This window comes from Rhodococcus sp. AC861 (assembly GCF_979256035.1).
Genome location: NZ_CEEDMW010000006.1, coordinates 214,435 through 228,642, shown reverse-complemented (window position 1 = coordinate 228,642; position 14,208 = coordinate 214,435). Strand labels below are relative to the sequence as shown.

General features: G+C 67.3%; 15 protein-coding genes. 8 read left to right on the top strand and 7 right to left on the bottom strand.

Annotation, left to right across the window (positions count from 1 at the left end):
* Nucleotides 1-95 precede the first annotated feature (95 nt).
* Genes AC0IX4_RS19515 through AC0IX4_RS19505 form a run of 3 tightly spaced genes read left to right on the top strand, consistent with a single transcriptional unit; the run spans nucleotide 96 to nucleotide 3,338 of the window.
* Complete coding sequence (locus AC0IX4_RS19515; RefSeq protein ID WP_471830576.1) at nucleotides 96-1,451, top strand: EAL domain-containing protein; 1,356 nt, start codon at nucleotides 96-98, stop codon at nucleotides 1,449-1,451.
* Between the two features lie 21 nt (nucleotides 1,452-1,472).
* The gene (locus AC0IX4_RS19510; protein WP_471830575.1) at nucleotides 1,473-2,480 is read left to right on the top strand and encodes an iron-containing redox enzyme family protein; all 1,008 of its coding nucleotides are present in this window, start codon (nucleotides 1,473-1,475) and stop codon (nucleotides 2,478-2,480) included.
* Nucleotides 2,481-2,519: 39 nt separating this feature from the next.
* Nucleotides 2,520-3,338, top strand: a complete 819-nt coding sequence (locus tag AC0IX4_RS19505; RefSeq protein ID WP_471830574.1) for a DUF1542 domain-containing protein — start codon at nucleotides 2,520-2,522, stop codon at nucleotides 3,336-3,338.
* Between the two features lie 2 nt (nucleotides 3,339-3,340).
* On the opposite strand, the gene AC0IX4_RS19500 is transcribed toward AC0IX4_RS19505, so the two are convergent.
* Nucleotides 3,341-4,138, bottom strand: coding sequence for an Fpg/Nei family DNA glycosylase (locus tag AC0IX4_RS19500; RefSeq protein ID WP_056075476.1), 798 nt, complete (start codon nucleotides 4,136-4,138; stop codon nucleotides 3,341-3,343).
* A gap of 35 nt (nucleotides 4,139-4,173) precedes the next feature.
* Nucleotides 4,174-4,671 carry a ribose-5-phosphate isomerase gene (locus AC0IX4_RS19495; protein WP_042572759.1) on the bottom strand — a complete coding sequence of 166 codons (498 nt, stop codon included), beginning with the start codon at nucleotides 4,669-4,671 and terminating at the stop codon, nucleotides 4,174-4,176.
* A 16-nt stretch (nucleotides 4,672-4,687) separates the two neighbouring features.
* Between AC0IX4_RS19495 and AC0IX4_RS19490 the strand changes: the two genes are divergently transcribed.
* Nucleotides 4,688-5,398, top strand: a complete 711-nt coding sequence (locus AC0IX4_RS19490) for a DUF429 domain-containing protein (protein WP_471830573.1) — start codon at nucleotides 4,688-4,690, stop codon at nucleotides 5,396-5,398.
* Nucleotides 5,399-5,450: 52 nt separating this feature from the next.
* Here the strand turns inward: AC0IX4_RS19490 and AC0IX4_RS19485 are convergent, their stop codons facing one another.
* Complete coding sequence (locus tag AC0IX4_RS19485; RefSeq protein ID WP_471830571.1) at nucleotides 5,451-6,062, bottom strand: mycothiol-dependent nitroreductase Rv2466c family protein; 612 nt, start codon at nucleotides 6,060-6,062, stop codon at nucleotides 5,451-5,453.
* A gap of 164 nt (nucleotides 6,063-6,226) precedes the next feature.
* On the opposite strand from AC0IX4_RS19485, the gene pepN reads away from it, so the two are divergent.
* Nucleotides 6,227-8,812 (top strand): aminopeptidase N, encoded by a 2,586-nt coding sequence (pepN, locus tag AC0IX4_RS19480; RefSeq protein ID WP_471830569.1) that lies wholly within the window; start codon nucleotides 6,227-6,229, stop codon nucleotides 8,810-8,812.
* A 72-nt stretch (nucleotides 8,813-8,884) separates the two neighbouring features.
* On the opposite strand, the gene AC0IX4_RS19475 is transcribed toward pepN, so the two are convergent.
* From AC0IX4_RS19475 to AC0IX4_RS19465, 3 genes are read right to left on the bottom strand one after another with little or no spacing between them, the layout of a single operon-like run.
* Nucleotides 8,885-9,367, bottom strand: coding sequence for a DUF5130 family protein (locus AC0IX4_RS19475; protein ID WP_042572756.1), 483 nt, complete (start codon nucleotides 9,365-9,367; stop codon nucleotides 8,885-8,887).
* Complete coding sequence (gene ctaJ / locus AC0IX4_RS19470) at nucleotides 9,354-9,629, bottom strand: aa3-type cytochrome oxidase subunit CtaJ (RefSeq protein WP_042572755.1); 276 nt, start codon at nucleotides 9,627-9,629, stop codon at nucleotides 9,354-9,356. Before ctaJ ends, AC0IX4_RS19475 begins: the two co-directional genes overlap by 14 nt.
* A 24-nt stretch (nucleotides 9,630-9,653) precedes the next feature.
* Nucleotides 9,654-10,223: an HNH endonuclease gene (locus AC0IX4_RS19465; RefSeq protein WP_471830735.1), complete on the bottom strand. Its 570-nt coding sequence runs from the start codon at nucleotides 10,221-10,223 to the stop codon at nucleotides 9,654-9,656.
* Nucleotides 10,224-10,585: 362 nt separating this feature from the next.
* Between AC0IX4_RS19465 and AC0IX4_RS19460 the strand changes: the two genes are divergently transcribed.
* Together AC0IX4_RS19460 and AC0IX4_RS19455 are read left to right on the top strand one after the other, a co-directional pair.
* Nucleotides 10,586-11,521: a mechanosensitive ion channel family protein gene (locus AC0IX4_RS19460; RefSeq protein ID WP_471830567.1), complete on the top strand. Its 936-nt coding sequence runs from the start codon at nucleotides 10,586-10,588 to the stop codon at nucleotides 11,519-11,521.
* Nucleotides 11,522-11,571: 50 nt separating this feature from the next.
* Nucleotides 11,572-11,967, top strand: coding sequence for a globin domain-containing protein (locus tag AC0IX4_RS19455; RefSeq protein ID WP_471830566.1), 396 nt, complete (start codon nucleotides 11,572-11,574; stop codon nucleotides 11,965-11,967).
* 14 nt (nucleotides 11,968-11,981) lie between these two features.
* Here the strand turns inward: AC0IX4_RS19455 and AC0IX4_RS19450 are convergent, their stop codons facing one another.
* Nucleotides 11,982-12,413: a cupin domain-containing protein gene (locus AC0IX4_RS19450; protein WP_042572752.1), complete on the bottom strand. Its 432-nt coding sequence runs from the start codon at nucleotides 12,411-12,413 to the stop codon at nucleotides 11,982-11,984.
* A gap of 192 nt (nucleotides 12,414-12,605) precedes the next feature.
* Here AC0IX4_RS19450 and AC0IX4_RS19445 point away from each other — a divergent pair, with 192 nt between their 5' ends.
* On the top strand, nucleotides 12,606-14,207 hold the full coding sequence (locus AC0IX4_RS19445) for a glycoside hydrolase family 13 protein (protein WP_471830564.1): 1,602 nt from the start codon (nucleotides 12,606-12,608) through the stop codon (nucleotides 14,205-14,207).
* Nucleotide 14,208 lies beyond the last annotated feature (1 nt).

Genomic DNA, 14,208 nt, shown 5'->3' with positions numbered 1-14,208 from the left:
CGCTCGCGATCGGCCTAAGCTGCACGTCGGGATCGCGCGTCGTAGCAGATCTCGGGACCGGAAGGGGCAACCGTGCGTCGAGGGCGGCAGAGATCGTGACCGCGGGTCACGCATCCCCGCCCGAGAAAGGCGGCGGCATCCCCGAGATACCGGCTGGGCTCACCGTGCGATCGGTCTACCAACCCGTCGTCGACCTCTCCACCCGCGCACTCGTCGGCTACGAAGCGCTCGCACGCGGACCGGCGGGCACGGAGTGGGAGTCGCCGGCCCGGCTGTTCGAGTCGGCGCGGGCTTACGGAACGGTCGGACAGCTCGACTGGATGTGCCGCATCAGCGCACTCCGCGGCGCCCTCGAGGCGCGGCTTCCGCCCAGCCTCCAGCTGTTCGTCAACATGGAGCCGAGCGCGATGAACATCGCGGTTCCCCCGGGAGGTGCGGACGTCCTCGCCGCCGCGTCCCGACTGTCGATCGTCGTCGAGATCACCGAACGCGATCTGCTCACCGACCCCGCCGCGCTTCTCGACGCCGTCGAACGGGTCCGAGACCGCCGATGGCTGATCGCTGTGGACGACGTCGGAGCCGAGACGGCCAGCCTCGCCCTGTTGCCGTTCATCAGGCCCGACATCATCAAGCTCGACATGTCCTTCACCCAGCAACGAGCGACGCAGGACACCGCCCGCGTGCTGGCCGCGGTCGCGGCCGAATCCGACCGCACCGGCGCGGTCGTCCTGGCCGAGGGAATCGAGACCGAGGCCCACCTGCTGCTCGCCCGCGAGATGGGAGCAGCGCTCGGACAGGGATGGCTCTTCGGCGCACCGGCAGAGCTTCCGCTCTACGAGCCTTCCTCCGCCGCGGCACCACCGGCGGTCGACTCACCACTGGCAGTCGGCGTCACCCACCGGATGCCCCTGGCGACGACTCCGTTCGGACTGGTCGCTGCCGGCGGCGGCACCCGGCGCGGACGGGTGTCGCTGATCGGCACGATGATCGAACAGTTCGCTCTCGATGCGACCGCCACCGGTCCGTCGACCATCGTGCTGGCCACCGTTCCGCACCTGTACGAGGTGGATCAGGATGAAATGGACCGAGCGGTGACGCTCGCGTCGTCCGGCGCACTGGTCGCCCTGTTCGGTCGCGACGGCAACGTGACCACGGCACTGGGGGTCCCCGGGCTGCACGGGATGAGCGTCGACGAGTCCGACCCGCTGTCCAAGGAGCTGTCCGTCATCGTCGTCAGTCCACACTTCACCGCTGCGGTGATCAGTGTGCAGGTGCCACTCGACGATGCCGGGGATGCCGATCCCGACGACCCGCTCTTCGACTACCGCCTCACCTACGACAGGAACCTCGTTCTCGACGCGGCGACCTTGCTGCTCCGCCGGACGACGCCGATTCCGACCGAGCCGGGGTCCGGACCACTGCCCGTGTTCGGTTCGCGCCATAGCGGGTAGTCCACTCCTGTGACTGCAACGATGACCGACTCCGATCTGTCCGCTCACGATCTGTCCGGGCTCCCGACGCCCCGCGGCCCGCTGTCGTCGGCAATCCTGTCGGTCCTGGTGACTCCCCCGTCGGCGACGACGTCGATGTCCGTGTCGGTGACCGACACGGACGCCTACAGCGACGACCTGCACCTGGCGCTGTACCTCTGCTACGAGCTGCACTACCGCGGCCTCCCCGGTGTCGACGACGCATGGGAATGGAACCCGGAACTCCTGCGAGTGCGCGCCGAGATGGAACGTGTGTTTCTCGACCACGTTCGTGCGCACGTCGAGTCCGACGGATCCGTCGAGGACGAGATGGACACACTTTCGACCGAGCACGTCGACGGCTCCGGGCCGTCGTACCACCTCCGCGACGTCGGCACCCGCGAGCAGATGCAGGAGTACCTCGCCCACCGCTCGCTGTACCACTTGAAGGAGGCCGACCCGCACGCGTGGACCATTCCCCGCCTTCAGGGGCAGGCCAAGGCGTCCTACGTGGCCGTGGAGTTCGACGAGTTCGGCGGCGGCCGTGGTCAGCGGATGCACCAGCGCCTCTTCCAGGGGCTGATGGCCGCCGCGGGTCTCGACGACTCGTACCTCGGCTACCTCGATCGTGTGGGCGCCCCGACGCTGGCGCCGGTGAACCTGATGTCGATGTTCGGTCTGCATCGTTCCCTGCGCGGCGCGTCGGTGGGCCATCTGGCCTCCACCGAGATCACGTCGTCGCCCGGTTCGCAGCGCCTCGTCAAAGCGCTTCAGCGCCTGGACTTCCCGAGCGAGTGCGTCGCGTTCTACGCTGAACACGTCGAAGCGGACGCCGTGCACGAACAGGTCATGCGACACGACGTCGTGGGCGACCTCGTCGCCCGTGAGCCGCATCTCGAAGCCGACGTGGTGTTCGGCATGAGGGCCCTCGACTACGTCGAGAACGTGCTCGCGGACCACCTCATGTCGGCGTGGCAGGACGGCCGCAGCACTCTGCGCCCGGCGCGCTGAGCACTCGGCCGCTCGGCGCACACTCCGTACACTGACACCATGGAACCCCTGCTGTTGGTCGTCGTGGTCATCGCACTGGTGGTCGGCATCGTCGTCGTCACCCAGCGCAAGTCCGGTCAGCGTGAGGTGGCGTCACTCGACGACGCGAAAGCCGATGCCCGACAGGCCATCGAACGCCTGGGTGGGCAGGTCTACAACCTGGTCGGGTCCGATTCCGCGTCGAAGCAGGCACTGGCCGACGCGTCCGAGAGGTACACCGCAGCCGGCTCGCAGATCGATCAGGCGCAGTCCCCTACCCAGGCCCGGCTCGCGAAACAGACGGCGCTGGAAGGTCTTTACTACATTCGTGCCGCGCGGCTGGCCATGGGCATGGATCCGGGCCCCGAGGTTCCCACCATCGACGGCCAGAAGTCGGCGGGCGAGGTGACCGAGGAACGCACCGTCGACTTCGAGGGACGCCCGGTGACGGCCAGCCCCGGCCCGTCGGACCGCACCCCCAACTACTACCCGGGCGGCCGCGTCGCCGGTCGTCCCGTCCCGGCCGGCTGGTACTCCGAGCCGTGGTGGAAGCCTGCGCTCGTCGCCGGCGCGTGGGGAATGGGGTCGATGTTCCTGTTCTCGGCGATGTTCTCCGGCATGTCCGGAGTGGGCTACGACGAGAACAACTTCGCCAGCGGCGAGGGTGACGGCTCCGACGGTGGTGGCGGCTACGGCGACGGTGGTGGCGACTCCGGCGACATGGGCGGAGATATGGGCGACGGCGGTGGCGATTACAGCGACGGCGGTGGGTTCGACGGCGGCGGCGGGTTCGACGGCGGCGGCGGAGATCTCGGCGGTGGGTTCGACGGGGGCTTCTAGCCCTAGCTCGCCTGGCAGGTCGGGCACCAGAAGAGGTTGCGCCCCTTCATGTCCGCGGTGAGGATCGTGGTTCCGCAGATCAGGCACGCCTGACCGTTGCGCTTGTAGACGTAGGAGCGCGGCCGGCCGGGACCGCGTGAGCCGGTCCCGGAGTCGTGCTCCTTGTCCAGCGTGATGATCCGGCCGCGGCGGACACCGACCTTCATCAGCTCCACCAGGTCCGACCACATCGGTTCCCACTCCTCGCGGTCCAGCTTCTTGCCGGGGCGGAAGGGGTCGATGCGGTGTCGGAACAACAGTTCGGCGCGGTAGACGTTGCCGATTCCGGCGATGACGTCCTGTTCCATCAACAAGGCGCCGACGGCCATGGCCGACTTGTGGATTCGGTGGAACGCCTTGTCCGGATCCGACTCCTTCCGCAGCGGGTCCGGGCCCAGGCGGGCGATCAGAGCGTCGACCTGTGTGTCGTCGAAGATCTCGCATCGCGTCGGCCCGCGGAGGTCGGTGCCGTACTCCTCACCGACCATCCGCATACGGACCTGACCGACCGGCTCGTTCATCGGCACCGACTGCTCCCCGAACTTGCCGTACAAGCCCAGGTGCACGTGGACGATCGCACCGTTGTCGTATCGGTGGAGCAGATGCTTGCCCCACGCGTCCGCCCGCTTCAGAACATGCCCGGAGACCCACTCGGAGCCGTCCACGAAACGGCCCTGCGGACTGGAGACCTCGATGGCCTGTCCGCCGAAGCGCTTCTGGTGCAAGCGCGCCAGACGATGAAGAGTGTGCCCCTCGGGCATGGGTTGTCCCTGACTGTCGAGCCGACCTGACTGCCTTATTCGGAGCCGGCACCGGCCTCGGGCGCACCGGGCACGGCCGGTGCGTCACCGGTGCGCTCGTACTCGGACAGGATGTCGATGCGGCGCTGGTGGCGCTCTTCGTTCGACCATTCGGTCGCAAGGAACGCGTCGACGATGGCCAGAGCCTCCGGAAGAGTGTGCATGCGGCCACCGATACCGATGAGCTGGGCCTTGTTGTGCTGACGCGCCAACTGGGCGGTCTCGACGCTCCACGCGAGAGCGCACCGAGCGCCGGGCACCTTGTTCGCGGCGATCTGCTCGCCGTTACCGGATCCTCCGAGCACCAGGCCCAGGCTCTCGGGGTCGGCGACGGTGCGGCGGGCGGCCTCGATGCAGAACGCGGGGTAGTCGTCGACGGCGTCGTAGGTGTACGCGCCGCAGTCGATCGGCTCGTGACCTGTTTCCCGCAGGTGGTCGATGATCTGATTCTTGAATTCGAAGCCGGCGTGATCGGCACCCAGGTATACGCGCATGGCTAGAGTTTGACAGGTGTCCTCCCCCGACTCGACGTCAGCGTGCGAGGTGGGGCCGGTCGCCGGTGTCGACGGCGCCGCCGGCCGCTGGGTCGTGGCCGTTCTCGACGGCACCCACCTGTCGACGACGCTGGTGGACACCGTGTCGGACGTCCTGGTTCTGACCGCCGACTGCGCGGCTGTCGGCGTCGACATGCCTCTCGCGATTCCCGACGCCGGCGTCCGCGCGAGCGAGACGGCGGTGCGCACGTTCCTCGGCCCGGCGCGGTCGTCACTCTTCCCCACCCCGGTCCGTGACGCGGTGTATGCGCCGTCGTGGGAAGAGGCGTGCGTGATCGCCCGTGCGCGCACCGGCAAGGCGATCAGCAAGCAGTCGTGGTTTCTCACCGCCTACATCCGCGCGTGGGAGGACGCCGCACCCGATCCGAGCCGGGTGGTCGAAGTGCACCCCGAGTCGTCGTTCCGAGCGCTGGCACCGACGGTCACGTTCACGTCGAAGAAGCGCGCCCGCGGCGTCGCCCAGCGCATCGCGGCGCTGTCGGCGGTCGTCGGCACGGTGGAGTTGCTCGACAGCGTGCGCTCACTGGCCGACGGCCCGGCGATGGACGACGTTCTCGACGCGGTCGCCGCAGCGTGGTCGGCACGGCGCTGGCTCACCGGCGAGGCCGTCGTGTTCGGTGACGGATCGGTCGATGCCGGCGGCCGCCCCGATCGCATCGTCGTCTGAGAAAAGACGACTCACCCCCGCCGGGGAGTCCCGACGGGGGTGGCGTGAGGGATCAGTCGAACTGAGGATCCTCGTCGCGGGACCTCTTGAGCTCGAAGAAGTGCGGGTACGACGCGAAGATCACCGATGCGTCCCACAGCTTTCCGGCTTCCTCGCCTCGGGGGATGCGGGAGAGCACGGGCCCGAAGAATGCGACGCCGTTGATGTGGATCGTCGGGGTGCCGACGTCCTTGCCCACCTTGTCCATTCCCTCGTGGTGGCTCTTGCGCAGGGCTGCGTCGTGATCGGTGGAGAGTGCGGCGTCGGCGAGGGACGCAGGGAGATCGAGGGCTGCCAACGACTTCTCGATGACGTCGGTGAAGTCCTTGTTGCCCTCGTTGTGGATCCGCGTGCCCATCTCGGTGTAGAGCGACGGGAGGATCGCGTCGCCCTTCTCCTCCGCCGCGGCGATGGCGACCCGCACCGGGCCCCACGCCTTCTTCATCATCTCCACGTACTCGTCGGGGAGATCGCGTCCCTCGTTGAGGACGGACAGGCTCATGACATGGAACTTGGTCTCGATGTCGCGGACCTTCTCCACCTCGAGAATCCAGCGCGAGGTGATCCAGCACCACGGGCAGAGGGGGTCGAACCAGAAATCGGCCACGTCCTTGGAATCGCTCACGTCGGTCCTTTCGTCGAAAATGCGTCACGGTGGGTGCGCGCGTCGTGCCGCCCGCTCCCGACACACCTGTTCTACCCCCACGTCGCCGTCGGCGTCATGATGGGATGGAGTCAGCGGCGACCGCAGTTCGGCGGTCGCGAGAGAAATCGACAGGAAGGGTGCACGTGGTTGCCCCCAATTTGACCAGGGACCAGGCCGAGGAACGGTCCTCGCTGCTCTCGGTGAAGAACTACACCATCACGCTCGACCTGACGGATTCGTCGGGTGCCCCGGGAGAGAAGACCTTCTCCTCGACGACGACCGTCACGTTCGACGCGACGGCGGGATCGTCCAGCGTCGTCGACATCGTCGCCGCCTCGGTGACCAGCGCGACGCTGAACGGAACCGAGCTGGACGTGTCGTCCTACGACGAGTCGACCGGTATCTCGCTGACCGATCTCGCCGAGCACAACGAGCTGACCGTGGTCGCGGACTGCGTCTACTCGCACACCGGTGAAGGCCTGCACCGCTTCGTCGATCCCTCGGACGGCTCGGTGTACCTCTACAGCCAGTTCGAGACCGCGGATGCCAAGCGCATGTTCGCGTGCTTCGACCAGCCCGACCTCAAGGCCACGTTCGACGTCACCGTCACCGCGCCGAAGGACTGGGCCGTCATCTCCAACGCTGCGGCGACCGGCACGTCGGACGCCGCGTCCGGTGCGGTCACACACGTGTTCGAGACGACTCCGGTGATGAGCACCTACCTGGTCGCGCTGATCGCCGGTCCGTACGCGCAGTGGACCGATTCGTACTCCGACGACCACGGGACCATCCCGCTCGGAATCTACTGCCGCGCATCGTTGTCCGACTACATGGACGCGGACCGTCTCTTCACCGAGACCAAGCAGGGCTTCGAGTTCTACCATCGCAACTTCGGCGTTCCGTACGCCTTCGGCAAATACGACCAGCTGTTCGTTCCCGAGTTCAATGCCGGTGCCATGGAGAACGCGGGCGCCGTGACGTTCCTCGAGGACTACGTCTTCCGCTCCAAGGTCACGCGCTACTCCTACGAGCGGCGCGCCGAGACGGTGCTGCACGAGATGGCGCACATGTGGTTCGGCGACCTGGTCACCATGCGCTGGTGGGACGACCTGTGGCTCAACGAGTCCTTCGCCACCTTCGCGTCGGTGCTCTGCCAGTCCGAGGCCACCGAGTACAAGAGCGCGTGGACGACGTTCGCCAACGTGGAGAAGTCCTGGGCCTACCGCCAGGACCAGTTGCCGTCGACGCACCCCATCGCCGCCGACATCCCCGATCTCGCTGCGGTCGAGGTGAACTTCGACGGCATCACCTACGCGAAGGGCGCCAGCGTCCTCAAGCAACTCGTCGCGTACGTGGGGCTCGAGGACTTCCTCGCCGGCCTGCGCAGCTACTTCCGCGATCACGCATTCGGCAATGCGACCTTCTCGGACCTGCTGTCGGCACTCGAGACCTCCTCGGGTCGCGATCTGTCCGACTGGGGTGATCAGTGGCTGCGCACCACCGGACTCAACACGCTCACACCGGAATTCGAGATCGACGAGAACGGCAACTACTCGTCCTTCGCCGTGGTGCAAGGTGCCGCGGCGCCCGGCAAGGGTGAGCGCCGCGTGCACCGCGTGGCCGTCGGCGTCTACGACGGCGATGACACCGGCCCGCTCGCGCGCACACAGCGCGTCGAGCTCGACGTCGAGGCGCAGGAGCGCACCGAGGTTCCCGCCCTGGTCGGCACACCGGCCGGTCGGTTGGTCCTGGTCAACGACGACGACCTCACCTACTGCTCGCTCCAGCTCGATCCGACCTCGCTCGAAACACTCATCGCGCGCATCGGCGACATCACCGAGTCGCTCCCCCGCACGCTGGCGTGGTCGGCGGCATGGGAGATGACGCGCCAGGCCGACCTGAAGGCACGCGACTTCGTGGCACTGGTCCAGCGCGGCATCACGTCGGAGACCGAAGTCGGAGTGGTGCAGCGTCTTCTGCTGCAGGCGCAGACTGCCCTGGGCAGCTACGCCGACCCGCAGTGGGCGGACAGCACGGGCTGGCCGGAGTTCGCCGACCGCTTGCTCGAGCTGGCGCGCAGCGCCGACGGCGGATCGGACCATCAGTTGGCCTACGTCAACGCCCTGGCATCGTCGGTACTCGCCGAGCGCCACACGGACGTCCTGCAGGGCCTCCTCGACGGCGACGTCGACGGTCAACAGCTGAGCGGGCTGACGGTGGACACCGATCTGCGGTGGCGGCTCGTCACCGCGCTGGCACGCAGAGGTGCCGTCGACACCGGTGACGACACCCCCGTCATCGACGCCGAAGCGCAGAAGGACAACACCGCGGCCGGAGCCCGCAACGCCGCAGCAGCCCGCGCGTCGCGTCCGCAGGCGTCGGTCAAGGAAGAGGCCTGGACGACGGTCATCGAGAACGACTCGCTGCCCAACATCACCGCACGCGCCATCATCGGAGCGTTCCCCGGCACCGGGCAGGGTGAGTTGTTGGCGCCGTTCGTCACCCGCTACTTCGAGGCGATCTCGGACGTGTGGGCGCGGCGGTCGAGCGAAGTAGCTCAGACCGTCGTCGTCGGGCTCTACCCCTCGTGGTCGATCAGCGAGGATTCGGTGGCCGCGGCCGACGCGTTCCTGGCGGGCGACCATCCGCCGGCGCTCGAGCGCCTCGTGGTCGAGGGCCGTGCGTCCGTCGTCCGGTCGTTGGCGGCACGGGCGGCCGACAGCGCCTGACCCGGTAACGAGAGCAGGGCCCGCCATCTCGCGATGGCGGGCCCTGCGTCGTCTCTACTGTCGAGCGTTACCTCAGGACGAGGGTCCCGTGATGGCCGCGCTCATGACACGCACGGCGGCGACCAGACCGTCGATGAGGTCTCCGTCGCGGAAAGATCCTGTGGCAGCGGTGATCCCGAGCTGCGCGATGCGATCGTCGACCTTGTGTGCGACGCCACGTCCGTAGCGCACCTCGATGGCGTGCTGGTTGGGCGAGACCGCGATGAGCACGGAATGCTCCGCCTCGGGCGTGGCCACCAGTGCCGCGTCGGCGCCGGCAGCGGGATCGGCACCCAGATCGCCGACGAGGACGTTGAACCGAACCCTGGTACGACGGGTCGCCTCGATGAGCGCCTCGTCGAGCTGGATCAGCTCGTCGGTGGCGAACGGCGACAGGTCGGGGTTGACGGTGCCCACCTGATGCACACCGGACACACGCCCGCTGGCGGTGACCACATGGCCTACCGGAAGGTTCTCTTCCGATACACGTCGGATCGAGACGTCACCACTTGCCACTTGCCCGGCCTCCGATCAGAGAAGCCGAACCCGCGGTGAGCTCGGCGTGACCCGAGTGCGCTGCACCCGAGTGATGTGTGTACGGCGTGACCTCGTCCGTCGCCGACCACAGCACCGGCGCGTGGTCCCACGTCTGCCCGAGACGGTAGGGCGCGGGACGCGGTGCGGGATCGGTGGACGTGATCTTCGCGAACACGTAGAGCGCGAGGAACAGGACGAGCGGAATCAGTCCGAAGATCAGCGCAGTTTCGAGGATGCTCACGCCTCACACCTTAATGGACGACGATCACGCCGCACCCTCACCCAGGTACGGAAGCCACGTGGGATCGAGTTCCTTGATACTGGCGAGCAACCTCCAGTGCGGACCCTTGGGCGGAACCAGTGCCGCGCGCAGGGTCCATCCCAGTTCGCTCAACATCTTGTCCGCTTTGCGGTGGTTGCAGGACGCGCAGCACGCCACGCAGTTCTCCCACGAATGTCCGCCGCCTCTGCTCCGAGGGACGACGTGGTCGATGGTCTCGGCCTTGGACCCGCAGTACGCGCACCGGAAGCGGTCACGGTGCATCAAGGCGGCTCTGGTCATCGGGATCCTGGCGCGGTACGGGACGCGCACGTAGTTGCGTAGCCGGATCACCGACGGCACCTGCAGCGCGAGATCCGCCGATCTCACCACCGGACCGTCGTCGTCGTCGTGGACCACGACGGCTTTCTCGCAGACGAGCAGTACGACGGCGCGGCGCATGGGCAGCGCGGTCAGGGGTTCGAACGTGGCGTTGAGGAGAAGTACGCGTCTCTTGACCCAGACGGGCACGGAGGCATCGTCGTGGAGATGATCGTCATCGAGATCACCGCCGATGGGGTGTGGGAGATCGGTGACCGCACGAAGCGCGACGCCACCGGGTTGGTCGCCGGCCCTCGACGCGTCGACAGTGTCGGCGTCGACGGGCGACCGTTGTCGGTATTCCGTCCGGTGGTCGGTCTGTTGTCGATGCACGGCCAGAACCTGACCGGCAGTCCCACTCTTCTTCATGCCACCTCCAGTGAGCACACTGCGTGCACCGCGACATGTCACTGGATTGCGACAGCCACCGCCACACGTGAAGACGAACACAAGTGCATCACGAATCGGTGCAGTTCGCACGCGCATTCGAGGTCCGGAAGCGGCACGCGGGATGAATTCTCGGTGGCGAGGATGCGTGTGATCCGTAGACTTTTCGGGTGTATTCCGCCGACCCGAACGCCGTCCTTGCCCTCTCGCTCTCCGACACCGGTCGCGACTGGCTCATCGAACGACCACTTCAGATCGTGGGTTACGCGCTTCTGGCCGTGTTCCTGCGTTTCGCACTCCACCGGATGATCGACCGATTCTCCTCTCGACCCGGTACCGGCAAACCCACCCTGCTCCGACCTTTGCGCGAGCGCGCACCGGCCGGAGTGCAGTCGACGATCCTGAACGAACGCCGTAATCAGCGGGCCCGGACCATCGGTTCCGTCCTGAAATCGGCGGTTTCGGTCGCCATCCTGGTGTGGTTCGTGCTGTCCGCCCTGTCCATCGTCGGTGTGAACGTCGCACCGTTCATCGCCTCGGCCGGCATCGTCGGCGTGGCCCTGGGCTTCGGCGCCCAGAACCTGGTCCGGGATTTCCTGTCGGGCATCTTCATGTTGCTCGAGGATCAGTACGGCGTCGGCGACATCGTCGATCTCGGGGAGGCGTCGGGCACGGTCGAGACCGTCGGACTCCGCGTCACCACGGTGCGCGACATCTCCGGAACGCTCTGGTACGTGCGCAACGGCGAGGTCCTGCGCGTCGGCAACATGAGCCAGGGCCATGCCGTCGCCGTTCTCGACCTCCCGGTCAGCCACACCGCCAACGTCGACATCGCGTGCGAGGTCGCCGAGCGCACCGCGCAGGAGTCCATCGCGCGCGGCGAGTTCGACGAGGACATCCTCGAAGCTCCTCAGATGCTCGGCGTCGACGCGGTCACCTCCGACACGGTGACCTTGCGACTGACCATCAAGGTGCGGCCCGGGCGTCAGTGGGCGGTGCAGCGACGACTGCATCGCCAGATCCTCGAGGCGTTCGACGACGCCGAGATCGCCGCGCCCTACCCCAACGGTCGGCCGTTCGGGCCGACCGCCAGCCTCACCTCGTGACGACGCAGCGGCCTGCGGAGAACACCCGACGCGTAGGGGACAATGGAGTCATGACCGAGCCGGCAGAGACCTTCTACGACGCGGTGGGCGGCGCCGAGACGTTCCACGCACTGACTGCTCGTTTCTACGCGGAAGTGGAGCGCGACGAGATCCTGCGGCGTCTGTACCCCGAGGAAGACCTCGGTCCGGCCGAGCGGCGGATGCGGATGTTCCTGGAGCAGTACTGGGGTGGCCCCCGCACCTACTCCGACGAGCGGGGGCATCCGCGGCTGCGCCTGCGACACGCGCCGTTCGTCATCGGCCCCTTCGAGCGGGACGCCTGGCTGCGGGCGATGCATACCGCTCTTGCGTCGATAGACACCGAGACGATGGACGACCGTCACCGTCAGCAGTTCGTCGAGTACATCGAGATGGCGGCGAACTCCATGGTGAATTCGCCGCTCTAGGCAGCCGCTGCCTGTCAGCCCAGCGCGGGTCCGCGCGACTTGCCGCGGAGCTTGCGGCTGACGCGCATGGCGAACCACAGCGGGCGCGGAATGTGCGGACGGAGGATGGCGTGCTTGCGCACGTACTCGGGCACGTGCCACTCCGACCAGGTGCCCGCGTAGAACAGGGCGGCGTCGCCGGCGCGGAGTACGCGCGGCTCGTTGCCGGCGGACTTGACCATCACTTCGCCCTCGATGACGTGAATCGTCTCGTCCTGTTCGAAGTACCAGTTGAAGGTGCCGGCGGTGCAGTCCCACACCCAGGTCGACGTGGTCGTATCGGGGCTGCAGGACCACTGACCGCTGCGGGCGACGGGCTCGCCGGCGATGATCCATGACGGGTCGATGGGGGCAGGGGCCAGCTCGACGTCGTCGAGACGAACAGCCTCGAACACGGGACTCGTCATGGTTCTTCCTTTACCGTTGCTTGAAGTTCCGCTGAAAATACCCCATGAAACAAACTTTGGGTAGTTTTCACACCGATCCCCGTGTCGGTCGGTTCCGAAAGGGCCCCGGACACGGGCCGACCGAGCGCGGCGAGGACCGTCACATGCCGCGGAGGTCTCACGCACGTCCGAGGTTTGGCACTATTGCCTCTTGTGAGCAACACGACGGACACCGGCCTGCAGAGCTCATCGAACGACTCCCCCTGGTGGTCCGACGCCGTGTTCTATCAGATCTATCCGCGATCCTTCGCCGACTCGGACGGTGACGGCATCGGAGATCTCGGCGGTGTCCGCGATAAGCTGGGCTATCTCGAACTCGTCGGCGTCGACGCTCTGTGGTTGAGCCCGGTCATGCGGTCCCCCATGGTCGACCACGGTTACGACGTCTCCGACGCTCGGGACATCGATCCGCTGTTCGGTTCGCTCGCGACGATGGACGCGCTGATCACCGAGGCCCACGGCCGCGGCATGAAGGTGACGATGGACCTGGTGCCCAACCACACCAGCGACCGGCACGAGTGGTTCCAGGCTGCACTGGCCGCGGCCCCGGGTAGTCCGGAGCGCGCCCGCTACATCTTCCGAGACGGAACCGGTGAGGACGGTTCGGAGCCCCCGAACAACTGGCCGAGCATCTTCGGTGGTCCGGCCTGGCACCGGGTCACAGAGGCCGACGGCACGCCGGGTCAGTGGTACCTCCACATCTTCGCCCCCGAACAGCCCGATCTGAACTGGTCGGAGCCGGAGATCCTCGCCGACCTCGAGAAGACGATGCGGTTCTGGCTCGACCGCGGCGTCGACGGCTTCCGCATCGACGTCGCGCACGGCATGTCGAAGCCGGCGGACCTGCCGGACATGGACCTATCGGTCAACGAACTGATGCGCAACGAAGACGGCGATCCGCGCTTCGACGACGACGGTGTCCACGAGATCCACCGTGCGATCCGCCGCGTGATCGACGAGTACGACGGCGCGATGACCGTCGGTGAGGTCTGGGTCCAGGACAACGAGCGCTTCAGCCGCTACATCCGACCCGACGAGCTGACCCTGGGATTCAACTTCCGACTCGCCGAGGCACCGTTCGACGCCACGGCCATACGCGACGCGATCGACAACTCGCTCGACGCCGTGGACCGGGTCGGCGGTGTGCCGACGTGGACCTTGTCCAATCACGACATCGACCGCGAGGTGACCCGGTACGGCGACGGCGACATCGGACGTACGCGTGCCCGCGCCATGGCGCTGGTGCTCCTCGCGCTGCCCGGAGTCGTGTTCGTCTACAACGGATCCGAACTGGGTCTGCCCAACGCCGACCTCCCCGATTCCGCCCTGCAGGATCCTGCATGGCTGCGGTCGGGCGGGACGGAACGTGGCCGCGACGCGTGCCGGGTTCCGCTGCCCTGGGAAGGTACCGAACCGCCGTTCGGCTTCTCCACCTCCGACGACACGTGGCTTCCGATGCCGCCGAGCTGGGCGCCGCTGACGGTGGAAGCTCAGCTCGAGGACGTGGACTCGATGCTCAGCCTCTACCGCACCGCGTTGGGCCTCCGCGCCGTCCGTCCGGAGTTCGCTCGGCCCGGCATCGAGTGGTACGGCAGTCCGCCGGGATGCCTCGCGTTCCGACGCCGCGGCGGGGTGATCTGCGCGCTGAACACGACGGACGCACCCATCGCACTGCCCCCGGGTGAACTTCTCCTCGCGAGCACACCACTCGAGGACGGCATGCTCCCTGCCGACGCCGCCGCCTGGCTGATCTGAC

Excerpts from the sequence above, each read along its gene's own strand:
- AC0IX4_RS19505 (WP_471830574.1), top strand. The coding sequence starts at position 2,520 with ATGGAACCCCTGCTGTTGGTCGTCGTGGTCATCGCACTGGTGGTCGGC.
- AC0IX4_RS19510 (WP_471830575.1), top strand. The coding sequence starts at position 1,473 with ATGACCGACTCCGATCTGTCCGCTCACGATCTGTCCGGGCTCCCGACG.
- AC0IX4_RS19455 (WP_471830566.1), top strand. The coding sequence starts at position 11,572 with ATGACCGAGCCGGCAGAGACCTTCTACGACGCGGTGGGCGGCGCCGAG.
- AC0IX4_RS19450 (WP_042572752.1), bottom strand. The coding sequence starts at position 12,413 with ATGACGAGTCCCGTGTTCGAGGCTGTTCGTCTCGACGACGTCGAGCTG.
- AC0IX4_RS19500 (WP_056075476.1), bottom strand. The coding sequence starts at position 4,138 with ATGCCCGAGGGGCACACTCTTCATCGTCTGGCGCGCTTGCACCAGAAG.
- AC0IX4_RS19495 (WP_042572759.1), bottom strand. The coding sequence starts at position 4,671 with ATGCGCGTATACCTGGGTGCCGATCACGCCGGCTTCGAATTCAAGAAT.